Origin of the sequence: Chthonobacter albigriseus (genome assembly GCF_013839445.1) — a bacterium.
Taxonomy (GTDB): domain Bacteria; phylum Pseudomonadota; class Alphaproteobacteria; order Rhizobiales; family Pleomorphomonadaceae; genus Chthonobacter; species Chthonobacter albigriseus.
The window spans coordinates 31774-47747 of record NZ_JACDIT010000009.1; the positions used below are offsets into that span (position 1 = coordinate 31774).

The window sequence follows — 15974 nt, forward strand, 5'->3', positions numbered from 1 at the left end:
CCCTCAGAAGTTGACGCCCGGCAGCCCCGGCGCATCGCCCGATCCGTCCAGGACCGGCAGCGTGAACGTGTCCGGCCCGGTCACGGCCGGGGGCTGCGCCGTCGCGGTTGCCGGCGGCGCCTCCTCCAGCTGCGGCAGCGGCAAGGCGCGGGGCCGCGTCGGCGCGGCCGGCTGTGCCGTCGCAGCGGGAGCGGGAACCGGTGTCACGCCGGGCAACTCCTCCAACTGCGGCAGCGGCAGCGCCTGCGGCTGGACGGAAACCGGCGCTGCGGCTGGAGCAGCCGGCGCCGGAGAAGGCGCCACGGCGGCAACGGCCGGCGGTGGCGATGCCGGACGGCGCGGCGGCAGCACCGGCGGCACGGGGGCGAAGATCTCCTCGACGGCCGGCACGGTGCCGGCATCGGGCGCCAGCGCGGTCGCCGTTGCCGGCAGTTCACCCTGTTCGCCGATCACGGGTGTCGGCGTTCCCGCGGCGGGTACCGGCTCGGCCGGCGCGACGGCAGCCTCCACCGGCGCAGGCGCGGGCGAAACGGGGTCTGTGGCGACGGGCAGCACGCCCGCGTCAGCCGGTTCCGACGGTGCGGGCAGGTTCGCCACCGCAGGCGCGGTCGCCTCGGCGGGCGGCTCGCCCTCGCCGCCCAGCGTTGGCAGCGGCATCGACGTCACCGGCGACAGCGGACCGACCGCGCCGTCCGGCAGGTCGGCGGGCGCCGCCGCCGCATCGAAGGTGGATCCCGGCTTCTGCGCGTCGGAGAACGCCGGCGTCACCCCCTGAGCGACCGGCAGCGACGCGGCCGGATCGACCGGCGTCATGGTCACCGGTTCGGGAACCGCGGCCACCGTCAACCCTGGCTTGGGCAGGTCGGCCGGCTCGGTGATCAGCAGCACGACGTTCAACCGCGTCACAGGGCCGGCTTCCGGCAGCACCTGGTAGAGCACTCCGCGGGACGAACCGCTGAGCCGCTTGCCGTCCTGCAGCGCCTTCTTCAGGTCCTCCGGTCGGCTCCAGGCGATGATCGGCGCGATCCGGTCGACGTAGCCGAGGAGCATGTCGAGCGCCTTGCCGCGCACGGACGGGTCGTCGAGGTTCAGCTTGAAGCGGATCGCCTCGATCCGGTCCCGCTTGCCGCGCGCCGAGAAGAAGAAGGTGGAAAGCTTCGGCCGCGCCGGCTGCGTCTCCTCCGGCTCGACAAAGGCGGCGGCGGTCTCACCCTCCACTGCCTCGCCCGCCTCGGGGGCGGCCACCGGCGCCGGTTCGGGCGGCAGCGCCGCCAGTGCGGCGGAGATCTCAGGATTGGAGATCGGCACCAGTTCCGACAGGCACTCGTAGACCGGGCTCCCCTCCATCAGCGGCAGCCATCCGAAATTGGGAAGCCCAGCCTTGCCCAGCGCTTTGCACACCGCATCCGGGGAGGCGATCATCGCCGCGCGGAACGGCGACACCTGAGGCGCGGGCGTCTTGTCGATCAGCACCGCCTGGATCTCCGGCGGCAAGGCCCCGAGCGGATCCGGCAGCCGCGCCGGTTCGATCTCCTCGGTGACGATCTTCGGCCTCTGCGCCGGACCCTCGTGCAGCAGCCGCAGAAACCCCTCGCCCGCCACCACGATCGGCTCGACGCCGATCTTCAGCACCGTCCCGCCGGCCGCCAGCGCGATCGCCGCGACCGCGAGCAGCAGCCCGGCGTGCCTGCGCAGGAACCCACGCCGCTGCTTCGGCAGCATCGCCGGCGCCACCGGCGACGTCGGCCGCCGCTGCCGCGGATCCAGCGGATCGCGCCCGTAGTCAAGGTCGACGGGATCGTTGCGGTAGGCAGACTCCAGCGCCGCGTCGAGCGCCTTCTGCAGGTCGTCGTCGCGCAGGGCCTTGTCGGGATCGGGGCTGCCGGTGGGCCTCATGCGGATCTCTTTGCCATCCCGCCACACAATACGCGCGATTGTGGCCGCCCGGTGATGGCGGCCGCAATGCGGCGTGCGGTTGTCGGGACAAGACCCTAGGCCCTGATGTGTAGGGAAAGCTTTAACGATGATCGGCCGCCGGAACCCTTGGCTCGGCGGCCGGATCGGATCAGGCCACGCTCAGCTTGACGTCCACGTTGCCGCGGGTCGCATGGCTGTAGGGGCAGACGATGTGCGCCTTCTGTACCAGGTCTTCGGCAACGGCCTTGTCCACGCCGGGAACCTTGATTTCCAGTTCGGCAGTCAGACCGAACCCGCCGCCGTCGTCGCGAGCGCCGATGCCCACCGTCGCGCTCACCGTCGTGTCGGGCGAAAGCTGCACCTTCTCCTTGCCGGCCACGAAGCGCAGCGCGCCCAGGAAGCAGGCGGAATAGCCGAGCGCGAACAGCTTCTCCGGGTTGGCTCCGTCGCCGCCCGGTCCGCCCATCTCCTTGGGAACGACCAGCTTGACCGACATGCTGCCGTCGTCAAGCGACGAGGTGCCGTCGCGGCCGCCGCCGGTGGCCGTGGCGCGGGTGGTGTAGGCAACTTTCATGGATCGTCCCTCCTTGGAGAATCTGGTCGGCCGGAGGGTCGACCCGTCCGGCCCATATTCAATTGCGCACAATCGAATTACGCTCAATTCACATTCTGGTGTTCAAGCTGTCCGAGGGCTCGACGAACGCCCGCAATTGCGAGAAGACAGAACCATGGCGAACGGCCTCGACGACAGCTTGGCGACGGAGAAGACGGCACTGATCCCGGCTTCCGACCTCCTGTGCTTCAGCGTCTACGCCACTGCCCATGCCTTCATGCGGGCTTACCGGCCGCTGCTCGCGCCGCTCGGCCTGACCTATCCGCAATACCTCGTCATGGTCGTTCTCTGGGAGCGGGACGCCCGCACGGTGAAGGAGATCGGCGAGGCTCTGAGCCTCGATTCCGGAACCCTTACGCCGCTTCTCAAGCGACTGGAGGCCGCCGGCCACGTCAGCCGCTCGCGCGACGAATCCGACGAGCGGCGTGTGGTCGTCCGCCTGACGCCGCGGGGCGACGCGCTACGCGCCGAAGCGGCCGGCATACCGGCCGCCCTCGGCTGCGTCATGGGCCTCGACGTTTCCGCCATTCGTGGCCTCCGCCATCAGCTCGCCGACCTGCGCCTCCGCCTGGAGACCGGCGACGAGGGTGAAGCGCGCCGACGCGTCACTTCGTATCCAGCCGAACCCCGTTCTCCCCGACGTTGAGTTCGATGGTGCCGTTGTCGGCGCGCTCTTCCCCGAGCTGGAACGCCAGGATGACTGCGATGGCGGCGATGACGACGACGAGGCCGATGAGGACAGGACGGGAGAGCGTCATGACGTTCCTTTCTCATGAACGGGGCAACTGTCCGGAAACGCCACGGCGAAGCTTCAGGTTCCGCGCTGTCCGCCGCTACGCATTACCCCTTCCCTTCCGCCGACCACTGGCGATGATGGTTTTTCGCTTCGGAGCTCGCCGCCACCCATGACCCGCAAGGTGCTCGTCCTCTTCGCCCACCCGGCCTACCGCCGCTCGCGGATCAACCGCGCGTTGATCGACGCCGTCTCCGGCCTGGAGGACGTCACGATCCACGATCTCTACGAAACCTACCCCGACTTTGCGATCGACACCGACCACGAGCAGGCCCTGCTTCTGGAGCACCAGGTCGTCGTCGCCCAGCATCCGCTGTTCTGGTACTCCTGCCCCGCGATCCTGAAGGAGTGGCAGGACCTCGTCCTGGAGCATGGATGGGCCTACGGCCGCCACGGCCGTCAGCTGGAGGGCAAGCTCTGGCTGCAGTCCGTCACCGCCGGCGGCCGCGACACCGCCTACCGGGAGGACGGCTTCAACAAGTGGACGGTGGAGGAACTGCTGCGCCCCTTCGAGGCGACCGCCAACCTCTGCCACATGGTCTGGCAGAAGCCCTTCGTCGTGCATGCCACCCACGTGGCCGGCGATGCGGAGGCCGCAGCCGCGGCCGCCGCCTACCGCGCCCGCATTCTCGCCCTGCGCGACGGCTCGCCCGTTCGCGCCGTCGCCAGCTGAGGACGGACTGCCATGGCCGCCGACGGTTTTCTGATCGAGAGCTCCACCTACCTCGCCGCCGCGGTCGTCTCGGTGCCGATCGCCAAACGCCTCGGCCTCGGCTCCGTGCTCGGCTATCTCGTCGCGGGTCTGATCATCGGGCCCTCGGTGCTCGGCCTGGTCAACGCCGGCGCCGATGTCATGCACGTCGCCGAGTTCGGCGTGGTGATGATGCTCTTCCTGGTCGGGCTGGAACTCCAGCCGGATCGCCTCTGGGCGATGCGCAACGCCGTCGTCGGCCTCGGCGGCTCGCAGGTCGTCCTCACCGCAGCCGTGGTGGCGCTGGCCGGCTACGCAATCGGCCTCAGCTTCGGTCCCGCCGTCGCCATCGGCCTCATTGCGGCCATGTCGTCCACCGCCATCGTGCTCCAGGCCCTTGCCGAGAAGGGCCTCTTGAAGAGCCCGCCCGGCGAGACCAGCTTCGCCGTCCTGCTCTTCCAGGACATCGCCGTGATTCCGATCCTCGCGTTGATGCCCCTGCTGGCGGCCAACGCTCCCGTCGACGCCGGGTCGACCCACGACGCTGGGCTGCTCGCGGATCTGCCGGGCTGGGCGAGCACCCTGCTCGTCTTCGGCGCGATCGGCGCGATCGCCGTCGGCGGGCGCTATGTGGTGCGCCCGGTGTTCCGCGCGATGGCGATGACGCGGCTGCGCGAGATCTTCACCGCCACCGCCCTGCTCCTCGTCGCGGCCACAGCCCTCCTGATGCAGACGGTCGGCCTCTCGCCCGCCCTAGGCGCCTTTCTCGCCGGCGTGGTCCTGGCCGACAGCGAATTCCGCCACGAGATCGAAACCGACATCGAGCCCTTCAAGGGCCTGCTGCTCGGGCTCTTCTTCATCTCCGTGGGCGCCGGCATCGACCTGAACCTCATGATGGCCAAGCCGCTCCTGCTCGCCGGCATCGTCTTCGGCATTGTGGCGCTGAAGATCGCCGTCGTTTTCCCGCTGGCCCGCGCGGCTCGCCTCGCCCGGCCGGACGCCTGGCTTACCGCCATCGCGCTCTCCCAGATCGGTGAATTCGCCTTCGTGCTGCTCTCCTTCGCTGGCCAGAACCGGATCCTCGACGATGCCACGCGCTCGCTGCTGACTGGCGCGGTCGCGCTCTCCATGCTCACAACGCCGCTGCTCTTCATCGCCTTCGAGCGCATCATGGCCAACCGCACCGAGACAGGCGAGGAGCGGGCGGCGGACGAGATCCCCGAGCGGAACAAGGTCATCATCGCCGGCTTCGGACGCGTCGGGCAGATCGTCGGACGCCTGCTCCTCGGCCGCGGCATCTCGGTGACCGTGCTCGAGCACGACGCCGAACAACTGGAAGCACTCCGCAAGTACGGTTTCACGCTCTACTACGGCGATGCCCGCCGCCACGATCTCCTGATCTCGGCCGGTGCCGACGAGGCTTCACTGCTGGTGGTCGCCACCGACGACAAGGAGGCCACAACGGAGATCGTCGAGATGGCCCGCCGCAACTTCCCCAACCTGACCGTGGTCGCGCGCGCCTACGACCGCTCGCATGCCTACGAGCTGGAGAAGGCCGGGGCCGATCGCATCATCCGGGAAACGTTCGCCGGCGGCGTCGAGATGGCGACGGAAAGCCTCAAGGCGATGGGCATTCCCGCCTTCGAGGCGGAGCGCTCGGGTCGCATCTTCCGGCGGCATGACATGGAAAGCTTCAACGCCCTGCGCGAAATCCGCAACAAGAATGTCGGCGACTACAGCTTTGCGTTCCGCAAGCGCCGCGAGGATCTCGCCCGCGTTCTCAGCCGAGACCTCCAGACGGTTCCGGACCTGGACGAGTCGGGCTGGGACAGCGATAGCCTGCGCGACGAGGTACGCGGCGCAGGCTGAACAGGAACCGAAACGGTTCGGTATCCGATACGTTAGGATGCCAGATGCGCCTTTTGCGTGATCGCCACTCCGTAGACCTGGGGTTCGCCTTCCGCGCGGGCCAGCGTCAGGAGTTCTGACGCCTCTCCTTGTGCCGCCCGCAGGAGATTGGCCAGGTGAACGAAGCCACACTGCTCGGCTTCCTCCGCGAGGATATGGCTGAACACCTGTACTTTTTCGACAGTCGTGAACGGCGACATGGCACCCCCTTGGAAACTCGGTCTCGACCGACTACGCGAAAAACAAGGTCTCTGCCCCCTATAAAGATCGGGGAGGCGTCGCGATGCAATCGCTTACATCTGCGACATACTATCCATGTCAGCCAACTTCAATACGGGATTTCCAATAGTGCGATCCCGGAATTTCCGATGTTCTCCGGCCAGCCACCCTATTGATTCGATTCAACTGCGCTGAGAGCTGCTCAGATCTTCTGGTTCATTCCGACTCCGAAAATAACCCCGCGTCAGAACGTCTATCCTGTCGGAGGAGGGAAGAAATGCTACACGCGGCCGTAGGACGACTGTGGAAGGCCCTGCTAATTCGACGGAGGGGCGGCGCATCAGGAGTTGCTTGCGTCTTCGCGCCCGCGAGGAGGGACTGCTCCGGTTGATCGCCATTTTCCTTGACATTCCGGTCCGCAGCCGTCATCTCCTTCAGAGCGCAGAATGCTGCGCCGCAAAAAAGACGACCGAGCCGCGTGAGCGGAGCCCCGTTCGGGGCATCGATAGGCTGGTCGCGCTGGATTTCCGATGAATGGCCCAATCACGCGGGGCGTTCTTACCCCGCGAACACCTCCCTGGCGCCCTGCCGGGTGAGCTTGGTTTGCCACATCGAAAGTAAGCTCCTTGACCGATTTCACCACGCTTGGCCTGTCCGAAAACCTCCTCCGCGCTCTCGCCGACGAAGGTTACACGACCCCGACTCCGATTCAGTCGCAGGCTATCCCAGAACTCCTGAAGGGCCGCGATCTGCTCGGCATCGCGCAGACGGGCACCGGCAAGACCGCCGCCTTCGCGCTGCCGATCCTCGACCGGCTGGCGCAGGGCCGTCTCGCCCAGCCCCGCCGCGTGCGCGCTCTGATTCTCTCGCCCACCCGCGAGCTCGCCACCCAGATCGCCGAAAGCTTCCGCGCCTACGGTCGCCACCTCGGGCACATGTCGATCGCCACCGTGTTCGGCGGCGTCGGCCATCGCCCGCAGGAGGACCGCCTGCGCCGCGGCGTCGACGTGCTCGTCGCCACGCCGGGCCGCCTGATGGACCACATGGAAGCCGGCGCCGTCTCGCTCGACCAGACCGAGGTCTTCGTCCTCGACGAGGCCGACCAGATGCTCGACATGGGCTTCGTCCATGCCGTCCGCCGCATCGTCAAGCAGCTTCCGAAGAAGCGGCAGAGCCTGTTCTTCTCGGCCACCATGCCCAAGGAGATCGGCCAGCTCGCCGGTGACCTGCTCACCGATCCGGTCACCGTCGCCGTCGCCCCGGTCGCCACCACCGCCGAGCGCGTCGACCAGCTGATCATCCACATCGAGACGTCCGCCAAGCGCACGCTCCTGCGCGACATCATCGTGGAGAAGAAGCCCGACCGCGCCCTCGTCTTCACGCGCACCAAGCACGGCGCCGACCGCGTCGTCCGCTCGCTGGAGCAGGACGGCATCGCCGCCGTCGCCATCCACGGCAACAAGAGCCAGGCGCAGCGGGAGAAAGCCCTCGCCGGCTTCAAGTCCGGCGCGACGCCGATCCTGATCGCCACCGACATCGCCGCCCGCGGCATCGACGTCGACGGCGTCAGCCACGTCATCAACTTCGACTTGCCGAACATCCCGGAAAGCTACGTCCACCGCATCGGCCGCACCGCGCGCGCCGGGGCGAGCGGCATGGCCATCTCCTTCTGCGACGGCGAGGAGCGCGCCTACCTGCGCGATATCGAGAAGCTGACGCGCCAGAAGATCCCGGCCGAAGACCGCCGCGGCACCATCACCGAAGCGCCCCGCTCCGCATCAGACGACCGTGACGAGCGCGCCCCCCGGCGCGACGGCCGCAACGGCGGTGGCCGAAACGGTCGCAGTGCCGCTCCGGCTCCCGGCCGCGCCGCTGGCGCTCCCGCCGGCCAGAACCGTCGCGGCGGCAAGCCCGGCTTCGGCAAGCCGACCGGCGAACACGCCGCGTCGCACGCCCGCGACGGGCGCCCGACCGAGCGCAACAGCCGCCCGGCCAAGCCGCAGAACCGCGACACCGGCGCCGCCGAGGCGAGCCTCGGCCGCGTCGGCTTCCTGGCCCCGTCCAGCCGCCCGGCCCGCCCGGCTGGCAAGACCGACGGTCGCCGCGAGCAGCGCTGACGCCTCCGGTCGTCGCACGACCTGAAATCAGGAAGCCCGCGGAGAGCGATCTCCGCGGGCTTCTTCCATTTCGGCCAATGTCGTCCCACAATCGCGAAGAGTTACTCCGCCGCCACCGCGTCCGCATCGCCGGGCGCGGTCTGCCAGCCCAAGTCCGGCAGCATGACCAGCCGGTTGCCCCGCAGATCGGACGCGCACACCAGGAACCCGCGCTCCTCCATGTAGGCGAGCAGCCGCCGCGCCCGTCCGGGCGATCGCGTTCCGTAGGCCTTGGCGATATCCGCGTCCGACGGGCACGGCGCCTTGAGGAGCGCCGCCCGCGCCACCAGCAGGAACACGCCCCGAATGTCCTCCGGCAACGACGCGGCGACCAGCGTCGCCTGGTCCCAGTCGCCGCCCTCCACCGCCCGCTCGCCCTGGCCCACCCCGGCGCGCGCCAGCGCCAACCGCTTGCGGAAGGCAGGCAGGTCCAACGGCGTCGCGATCTTCTCGATCCGGCAGCGCACCAGGAAGTCCTGATAGAGGATGGAGACCGGCTGGAACCCGGCTTCGGGCTCGGCCAGCATCGCGGTCAGCACCTCCTCGATCGCCTCGTCCCGCTCCGCCTCGGCGAAAAGGTCCGGCGCTTCAGGCGCCGGCGGCGCTTCAGGCCGCGACCGGGCGAGCTGGCTCAGCACCTCGGCCGTCGACACCGGCGCCGGTTCCCGCCGCGGCATCAGCTCGCCCTCGCCGCGGGTGAAGATCAGCGCATGCGCGTCCTCGCTCGGCTGCTCCGGCAGCGGCACCAGCTTCGGGCTGCCGCCACGCCCCTGCGTTTCCACCGCGCCGATTTTTACCGTCTCCGGCTTGCGCGTCATCGCCGGGCCGAGCGCCACGAACTGGCCGCGCTCCAGGTTCCGGAACGCCTCCGCCTGCCGCCGCTCCATGCCGAGGAGATCGGCCGCCCGCGCCATGTCGATGTCGAGAAAAGTGCGCCCCATCAGGAAGTTCGAGGCTTCCGCCGCCACGTTCTTGGCGAGCTTGGCGAGCCGCTGCGTGGCGATCACGCCGGCAAGGCCGCGCTTGCGCCCACGGCACATCAGGTTCGTCATTGCGGCAAGCGACTGCCGCCGCGCCTCGTCGCCCGCCTCCGTCGCGGCCGCCGGCGCGAACAGCTGCGCCTCGTCGACGACCACGAGCATCGGGTACCAATGGTCCCGTTCCGCCTCGAACAGCCCGTTGAGAAACGCCGCCGCCGCCCGAACCTGCCGGTCGACGTCCAGGCTTTCCAGGTTGAGGATCACGGAAACCCGATGCTGCCGCACCCGGTTGGCGATGATGGCAAGATCCCGCTCCGTCCCGGAGGCGTCCACCACCACATGCCCGTATCGATCGGCGAGCGTGACGAAATCCCCTTCCGGATCGATCACGCACTGCTGCACCCACGGCGCGCTCTGCTCCAGCAGCCGGCGCAAGAGGTGCGACTTCCCCGACCCCGAGTTCCCCTGCACCAGCAACCGCGTCGCCAGCAGCTCCTCCAGGTCGACCACCGCCCTCTGCCCGCCCCCCTTCGCTCCGATATCCACGCCAACCGTCATGCCGAACCCACAACCTCGCCCACCAGGACCCGACCCTTTCCGATTCGCTCCCCGGAGTCGAAGGGATGTCGGGAGGGGGTGTGGAAAAGCGGGGAGTGTCAAAGGGGCCGCAGGCACTCGGAAAGGGCGCCGTCGGCAGTCGGCGGTAGGCAGTCGGCGGTCGGCGGTCGGCGGTCGGCGGTAAGCGGTCGGCGATCGGCGGTCGGCGGTCGGCGGTAAGCGGTCGGCGATCGGCGGTCGGCGGTCGGCAATCGGCGATTAGCAGTCGGCGGTCGGCGGTCGGCGGTCGGCGGTCGGCGGTCGAGCAGTATCACCTCACCCCGTCATGGTCCGCGAAGGCGGACCACCCACGACTTTGTTTTTGTTTTGACAAACTGGTTCGAACCACCCACGCCCGGGACTGATAAACGCATGGGTGGTCCGCCTTCGCGGACCATGACGGTGTGAGGGGTGGCACCACGGGCAACCGGCTACCACTCCGACCGCCAACCACGGACTGCCGCCTGACGACCGCCCAGTGCCTACTGCCTATTGCCTACTGCCCACTGCCCACCGCCCCCTGCCCATCCCTCACACGATCCCCCCGCCCCCGCCCTGCACCGCCGGCCGCACGGCTGCCACCTTCGCCCGGTAGCCGCTCGCCCGGTACGTCCCGATCGCGTCGATCGCCCCGCCGGCGCGGCGGCGGGCTTTCGCCAGGGTCGGCTCCACGGCGAAGCGGAAGCCCCCCTTTAGGGGGTCGGGGGCCCTCATGGCGTCGTTGGCCTCCTGCGCTTCCGCCAGCCCCTTGCGGTCCACCAGCAGCGCCTGCGCATAGGCCCGGCGGATCTCGCAGGCCGAGCGGATGAGGCTTTCGATCGGGTCGGTCACGTTGTGAGACTGGTCGATCATGTGCGCCGGCCGGAAGCTTTCGCCGCGCGCGGTCTCCGCCTCCACCAGTTCGTTGAACACCAGGAACAGGCGGAACGGATCGATCGATCCGGCGTCGAGATCGTCGTCGCCGTATTTGCTGTCGTTGAAGTGGAAGCCACCCAGCCGGCCGAACTGGATCAGCCGCGCTACGATCTGCTCGATGTTGACGTTCGGCGCGTGGTGGCCGAGGTCGACCAGGCACTTCGCCTTGGGCCCGAGATGGGTGGCTGCCAGGTAGCTGGATCCCCAGTCCTGGATCACCGTGGAGTAGAACGCCGGCTCGTACATCTTGTGCTCGATGAACAGCGACCAGTCCTCCGGCACCGCCGCGTAGACCTCCGTCATCGCATCAAGATAGCGCTCGAAGGCCTTGGTGAGATTCGCCTGTCCGGGGAAGTTGGACCCGTCTCCGATCCACACCGTCAGCGCCTTCGACCCGATTGCCCGGCCGATCTCGATGCACTCGATGTTGTGCGCCACGGCCTGCGCGCGCACCGCCCGATCGGTGTGGCTGAGCGACCCGAACTTGTAGGTCAGCGCCTGCCCAGGGCTGTCCTGGAAGGTGTTGGAGTTCATCGCGTCGAAGGTCAGCCCCAGCGAGGCGGCCTTCGCCTTCAGCTCGCTCGGGTCCGCCCTGTCCCATGGGATATGCAGCGAAACCGCCGGCGTCGCACGCCCGATCTGCTGGATCACGCCGCAGTCGTCGAGCTTCTCGAAAATGCCGCGCGGCTCGCCCGGTCCCGGAAAGCGCGCGAACCGCGTACCGCCGGTCCCGACGCCCCACGACGGCACCGCCACCGTGAACGCCGCCACCTTGGCCGTCACCGCCTCGATGTCGATGCCGTGCCACGACAGCCGTTCGCCCAGTGCCTCGTATGAGCGCTGGAGATAGCGCGCGCGCTTCTCGTTCTCCGCGTCGATGACATCGGGGGAAAGGGGAAGCTCGGCCATGGGGTCTCCTCCGGATCGCTTTTCTTGTCGAGGGCGGAGCCGGGCCCCGCCCGTGCGGCCTTACCGCGTGAAGCTTTGCGCGTTGCCCGCGTCCACGTTGATGATGTTGCCTGTCGACTTGGCGGCCAGGTCGCTCGCCAGGAAGTACACCGCCTCGGCGATGTCCTCCGGGAACACGCTGAGCTTCAGCATCGAGCGCTTGCGGTAGTGCTCCTCCAACTCGTCCGGCGAAAGCTTGTAGGCGGCAGCTCGCTGTTCGCGCCATTCGCCGGTCCAGATCTTGGAGCCGCGCAGCACCGCGTCCGGGTTGACCACGTTCACACGGATTCCGACGTCGGCCCCTTCCAGCGCCAGGCAGCGCGCCAGATGGATCTCCGCCGCCTTGGCCGTGCAGTAGGCCGCCGCGTTGGGCGAGGCCGCCAGCCCGTTCTTGGAGGCGATGAACACCACCGAGCCGCCTAGCTTCTGCCGCCGGAACAGCCGGAACGCTTCGCGCGCCACCAGGAAGTAGCCCTTGGCGAGGATGTCCATGTTGCGGTTCCACATGTCGAGGCCGGTTTCCTCGATCGGCGCCGACGACGAGATGCCCGCGTTCGACACCAGGATGTCCACGCCGCCGAACTCCGCCGCCGCGCGGATGAACCCGTCCGCCACCGCCGTCTCGTCCGTCACGTCGAGCGCCACCGAGCGCACCTGGTCGGCGCCGAAGGCCTTGGCGAACCCGGCCTCCGTCTCGCCGAGCGCGCCGGCGTCGATGTCCGTCAGCACCACGCAGGCGCCTTCCGACAGGAGCTTGCCCGCGATCGCCCGGCCGATGCCGCCCGCGGCGCCCGTCACAAGCGCCACCCGGCCGGCCAGCGACTTCGGCTTCGGCATCCGCTGCAGCTTGGCCTCTTCGAGCAGCCAGTACTCGATGTCGAACGCCTCCTGCTCGGGCAGGCCCACGTAGGTGCCGACCGTCGACGCCCCACGCATCACGTTGATCGCGTTGACGTAGAACTCCGCCGCGATCCGCGCCGTCGCCTTGTCGCGCGCGAACGACAGCATGCCGACGCCCGGCACCAGATAGATCACCGCGTTGGGGTCGCGGATCGCCGGGCTGTCCGGATGCTTGCAGCGCTCGTAGTAGCCGGCGTAGTCGTCCCGATAGGCCGCGACGGCCCGGTCCAGGCCGGCGACCACCGCGTCCACGTCCCCGCTCGCTGGATCGAAGTCGAGCACCAGCGGCCGGATCTTGGTCCTGAGGAAATGGTCCGGACACGACGTGCCGAGCGCCGCCAGTGGCCGCAGCTCAGCCGAATTGACGAACTCCAGCACCGCCGGCTGGTCGTCGAAGTGGCCGACCTTTTTCTCGCCGCCGCCGATCCGCCCGCGGATCTCCGGCATCAGCCGCGCCGCGATCGCCTTGCGCGTCGCCCCGTCCAGCGCGCTCGCGACCGCGCCGCCGAACACCGTCGCCCCGCGCGTCTTCCGGTCGAAGAATCGGATCGCCGTGTTGATGATCCGAAGCGTCGTCTCGTAGGCCTCCTTGGCCGTGTCGCCCCACGTGAACAGCCCGTGGCTTTCCAGCACCACGCCCTTCGCCTTCGGGTTGGCCTTGGCGAAGGCGGAAAGGTCCAGCCCCAGCTGGAACCCGGGCCGGCGCCACGGCAGCCAGCCGATCTCCTCGCCGAAGATCTCCCGGGTCAGCGCCTTGGAGTTCTCCGTCGCCGCGATCGCGATCACCGCGTCCGGGTGCATGTGGTCGACGTGCGCATAGGGCAGGTAGGCGTGCAGCGGGGTGTCGATGGAGGCCGCGCGCGGGTTGAGGTTGAACGTGCAGTGGGGCAGGTAACCCACCATCTCGTCCTCGTAGTCCGGCCCACGGTAGATCCCCTTCAGCCGCTCCAGCTTGTCCTGGTAGAGCGTGGAGAAGCCGTCGAGCTTCATCGTGCCGACGTCGCCACCCGAGCCCTTCACCCAGAGCACCTGCACCATCTCGCCGCTGAGCGGATCCTTCATCGCCACCTTGGCCGACGTGTTGCCGCCGCCGTAATTGGTGATCCGCTTGTCCGCACCCAGGAGGTTGGAGCGGTAGAGCAGCAGGCCGGGCTCGTCGAGGCGCGCCGCGACGGCATCGTCCCAGCGGTTCTCCAGAAGCTGGATCTCGGCCAAGTCGGCCATCGGCGTCCTCCATGTCACATCATCGGGCGGTCTTCGCTGGGCCGAAATGCGCCCCAGCCCTTGCCGCCGGTCGCGTCCAGATATCGCGCAAGCCAAACAGCCATGTCAATCGTATCTGATCATTATTCGTCATATTGCACCGCAACATGATCATTTTTGACGGAACCTGATTGACAGATCGCACCTATATCGATTTGATGACGACCAAGGGAGCAGCAGAATGCACGAACGTGAGCGTCACCGGCTCATTCTCAGCGCCATCCACGAACGGCCGATCGCGACGGTGCAGGACATCGTCGAGCTGACTGGCGCGTCCGAGGCCACGATCCGGCGCGACATCGCCGCGCTCGCGCTGCAGAACCGCCTTCGCAAGGTGCGCGGCGGCGCCGAGGCGCTGCATCCGCCGCAGATCGGCACGCTTGTCGCCCGTCCGTTCCGCGTCGATGAAACGCTCAACACCGCTCAGAAACGCGCAATCGCCCGCGAGGCCGTGCGCCTCTGCCAGGACGGCGAAGCGATTATCATCAACGGCGGCACCACCACCTTCCAGATGGTCCACCACCTCGCCGGCCGCCGGCTGCAGGTTCTGACCAACTCGTTCCCGATCGCCGAGCACCTGGTCAAGCACTCCAAGTGCACGGTGATTCTGCCGGCCGGCGCCGTCTACCGCGAGCAGAACATCATCCTCTCGCCCTTCGAGAACGACGGCATCGCCCACTTCTACGCCCGGCGCATGTTCATGAGCGCGCGCGGTATCTCCGCGCTCGGCATCATGGAGCAGGACAGCCTGATCATTCAGTCCGAGCAGCGGCTGATGCGCCAGGCCGACGAGCTCGTGCTGCTCGTCGACAGCTCCAAGTTCCAGAACCGCTCCAGCCTCATCCTCTGTCCGCTGGAACGCGCCACCACCATCATCACTGACGACGGCATCACCGACGAGGCCCGCCGCCTCGTCGAGAACGCCGGCACAGATCTCGTCATCGCCGGCATCAACCCGGTGGAGGACGCCCTGGGATCCTCGTCCGTAGCCTGAACCGACAAGCCCGCGAAAGGGCCGCGGCCAGCTGCTTCCGGCGAGCGATGCATTGTCAATAAGGGAGGAAGAAAGCATGTCACTGTTCCGCAAGCTCGCCGTCACCACGGCGATGGCCGTCGCCCTTCTCGCCGGCCCCGCCCACGCCGAAAACGTCAAGATCGCCCTTGTCGTGAAGGCGCTCGGCATCGGCTTCTTCGAGGCCGCCAACAAGGGCGCGCAGGAAGCCGCCAAGGAACTCGGCGACGTCGAGGTCATCTACACCGGCCCGACCGACACCACCGCCGAAGGCCAGATCGAGGTCATCAACGCGCTGATCGCCCAGAAGGTCGACGCCATCGCCATCTCCGCCAACGACAAGGACGCCCTCGTCCCGGCCCTCAAGAAGGCCATGGACCGCGGCATCAAGGTCATCTCCTGGGATAGCGGCGTCGCGCCCGAAGGCCGGCTGATGCACCTCAATCCGTCGTCCAACGCCCTCATCGGCAACATGTGCGTCAAGCTCGCCGCCGACGTGATGCCCGAGGGCAAGGGCGACTTCGCCATCCTCTCCGCCTCGGCCACCGCCACGAACCAGAACATCTGGATCGAGGAGATGAAGAAGGTCCTGCCGAACTATCCCGGCGTGAACCTCGTCGAAGTGGCCTATGGCGACGACCTCGCCGACAAGTCCTATCGCGAAGCCCAGGGCCTGCTGCAGAAGTACCCGGACCTGAAGGTCATCGTCGCCCCGACCACGGTCGGCATCGTCGCCGCCTCGCAGGCCGTCGCCGACGCCGGCAAGGTCGGCCAGATCTACGTCTCCGGCCTCGGCCTTCCCTCCGAGATGGCCGGCCACGTGAAGTCGGGCGCCTCCAAGTCCTTCGCGATCTGGAACCCGATCGACCTCGGCTACTCCGCCACGACGATCGCTTACCACCTCGTCAAGGGTGACGCCGAAGCCAAGGCCGGCGGCGAGATCCCGATCGGCCGCATGGGCACCGTGAAGCTCGACGACAACGCCGAGGGCGCCATGTCCGACCCGTTCGTCTACGACGCGTCGAACGTGGAAGAGTTCGCCAAGATCTTCTGATCTCCCGA

Annotated in this window: 13 protein-coding genes; 6 read left to right on the forward strand and 7 right to left on the reverse strand. The window is 68.3% G+C overall.

What is annotated here, in order from left to right:
* Positions 1 to 3 precede the first annotated feature (3 nt).
* Positions 4 to 1896 (reverse strand): DUF6030 family protein, encoded by a 1893-nt coding sequence (locus HZ321_RS18610; protein ID WP_181703906.1) that lies wholly within the window; start codon positions 1894 to 1896, stop codon positions 4 to 6.
* Between the two features lie 169 nt (positions 1897 to 2065).
* A complete protein-coding gene (locus tag HZ321_RS18615; RefSeq protein WP_181703907.1) occupies positions 2066 to 2491 on the reverse strand; it encodes an organic hydroperoxide resistance protein in 426 nt (141 codons plus the stop codon).
* A gap of 154 nt (positions 2492 to 2645) precedes the next feature.
* On the opposite strand from HZ321_RS18615, the gene HZ321_RS18620 reads away from it, so the two are divergent.
* Positions 2646 to 3176 carry a MarR family winged helix-turn-helix transcriptional regulator gene (locus HZ321_RS18620; protein WP_181703908.1) on the forward strand — a complete coding sequence of 177 codons (531 nt, stop codon included), beginning with the start codon at positions 2646 to 2648 and terminating at the stop codon, positions 3174 to 3176.
* Here HZ321_RS18620 and HZ321_RS18625 read toward each other — a convergent pair.
* Positions 3136 to 3288, reverse strand: coding sequence for a hypothetical protein (locus HZ321_RS18625; protein WP_181703909.1), 153 nt, complete (start codon positions 3286 to 3288; stop codon positions 3136 to 3138). The two genes, HZ321_RS18620 and HZ321_RS18625, sit on opposite strands and share 41 nt — an antisense overlap.
* A gap of 147 nt (positions 3289 to 3435) precedes the next feature.
* On the opposite strand from HZ321_RS18625, the gene HZ321_RS18630 reads away from it, so the two are divergent.
* Together HZ321_RS18630 and HZ321_RS18635 are read left to right on the forward strand one after the other, a co-directional pair.
* A complete protein-coding gene (locus HZ321_RS18630; protein ID WP_181703910.1) occupies positions 3436 to 3996 on the forward strand; it encodes an NAD(P)H-dependent oxidoreductase in 561 nt (186 codons plus the stop codon).
* A gap of 12 nt (positions 3997 to 4008) precedes the next feature.
* Positions 4009 to 5883, forward strand: coding sequence for a monovalent cation:proton antiporter-2 (CPA2) family protein (locus HZ321_RS18635; RefSeq protein ID WP_181703911.1), 1875 nt, complete (start codon positions 4009 to 4011; stop codon positions 5881 to 5883).
* Between the two features lie 32 nt (positions 5884 to 5915).
* Here HZ321_RS18635 and HZ321_RS18640 read toward each other — a convergent pair whose 3' ends face one another.
* The gene (locus HZ321_RS18640; RefSeq protein ID WP_181703912.1) at positions 5916 to 6122 is read right to left on the reverse strand and encodes a hypothetical protein; all 207 of its coding nucleotides are present in this window, start codon (positions 6120 to 6122) and stop codon (positions 5916 to 5918) included.
* 645 nt (positions 6123 to 6767) lie between these two features.
* Between HZ321_RS18640 and HZ321_RS18645 the strand changes: the two genes are divergently transcribed.
* Positions 6768 to 8258, forward strand: coding sequence for a DEAD/DEAH box helicase (locus HZ321_RS18645; RefSeq protein WP_181703913.1), 1491 nt, complete (start codon positions 6768 to 6770; stop codon positions 8256 to 8258).
* Positions 8259 to 8359: 101 nt separating this feature from the next.
* Here HZ321_RS18645 and HZ321_RS18650 read toward each other — a convergent pair whose 3' ends face one another.
* From HZ321_RS18650 to HZ321_RS18660, 3 genes are all read right to left on the reverse strand, one after another.
* Positions 8360 to 9835, reverse strand: a complete 1476-nt coding sequence (locus HZ321_RS18650) for a helicase HerA domain-containing protein (protein WP_181703914.1) — start codon at positions 9833 to 9835, stop codon at positions 8360 to 8362.
* A gap of 570 nt (positions 9836 to 10405) precedes the next feature.
* Positions 10406 to 11698, reverse strand: a complete 1293-nt coding sequence (gene rhaI / locus HZ321_RS18655; RefSeq protein ID WP_181703915.1) for an L-rhamnose catabolism isomerase — start codon at positions 11696 to 11698, stop codon at positions 10406 to 10408.
* Positions 11699 to 11758: 60 nt separating this feature from the next.
* Positions 11759 to 13861 (reverse strand): bifunctional rhamnulose-1-phosphate aldolase/short-chain dehydrogenase, encoded by a 2103-nt coding sequence (locus HZ321_RS18660; RefSeq protein WP_181703916.1) that lies wholly within the window; start codon positions 13859 to 13861, stop codon positions 11759 to 11761.
* 220 nt (positions 13862 to 14081) lie between these two features.
* Here HZ321_RS18660 and HZ321_RS18665 point away from each other — a divergent pair, with 220 nt between their 5' ends.
* Positions 14082 to 14894 (forward strand): DeoR/GlpR family DNA-binding transcription regulator, encoded by an 813-nt coding sequence (locus HZ321_RS18665; protein WP_181703917.1) that lies wholly within the window; start codon positions 14082 to 14084, stop codon positions 14892 to 14894.
* 76 nt (positions 14895 to 14970) lie between these two features.
* Complete coding sequence (gene rhaS / locus HZ321_RS18670) at positions 14971 to 15966, forward strand: rhamnose ABC transporter substrate-binding protein (RefSeq protein ID WP_181703918.1); 996 nt, start codon at positions 14971 to 14973, stop codon at positions 15964 to 15966.
* Positions 15967 to 15974: the final 8 nt, after the last annotated feature.

Coding starts and splice junctions, on each gene's coding strand:
- HZ321_RS18625 (WP_181703909.1), bottom strand. CDS start 3,288: ATGACGCTCTCCCGTCCTGTCCTCATCGGCCTCGTCGTCGTCATCGCC.
- HZ321_RS18660 (WP_181703916.1), bottom strand. CDS start 13,861: ATGGCCGACTTGGCCGAGATCCAGCTTCTGGAGAACCGCTGGGACGAT.
- HZ321_RS18630 (WP_181703910.1), top strand. CDS start 3,436: ATGACCCGCAAGGTGCTCGTCCTCTTCGCCCACCCGGCCTACCGCCGC.
- HZ321_RS18610 (WP_181703906.1), bottom strand. CDS start 1,896: ATGAGGCCCACCGGCAGCCCCGATCCCGACAAGGCCCTGCGCGACGAC.
- HZ321_RS18640 (WP_181703912.1), bottom strand. CDS start 6,122: ATGTCGCCGTTCACGACTGTCGAAAAAGTACAGGTGTTCAGCCATATC.
- rhaS (WP_181703918.1), top strand. CDS start 14,971: ATGTCACTGTTCCGCAAGCTCGCCGTCACCACGGCGATGGCCGTCGCC.
- HZ321_RS18620 (WP_181703908.1), top strand. CDS start 2,646: ATGGCGAACGGCCTCGACGACAGCTTGGCGACGGAGAAGACGGCACTG.
- HZ321_RS18615 (WP_181703907.1), bottom strand. CDS start 2,491: ATGAAAGTTGCCTACACCACCCGCGCCACGGCCACCGGCGGCGGCCGC.
- HZ321_RS18665 (WP_181703917.1), top strand. CDS start 14,082: ATGCACGAACGTGAGCGTCACCGGCTCATTCTCAGCGCCATCCACGAA.
- rhaI (WP_181703915.1), bottom strand. CDS start 11,698: ATGGCCGAGCTTCCCCTTTCCCCCGATGTCATCGACGCGGAGAACGAG.
- HZ321_RS18635 (WP_181703911.1), top strand. CDS start 4,009: ATGGCCGCCGACGGTTTTCTGATCGAGAGCTCCACCTACCTCGCCGCC.
- HZ321_RS18650 (WP_181703914.1), bottom strand. CDS start 9,835: ATGACGGTTGGCGTGGATATCGGAGCGAAGGGGGGCGGGCAGAGGGCG.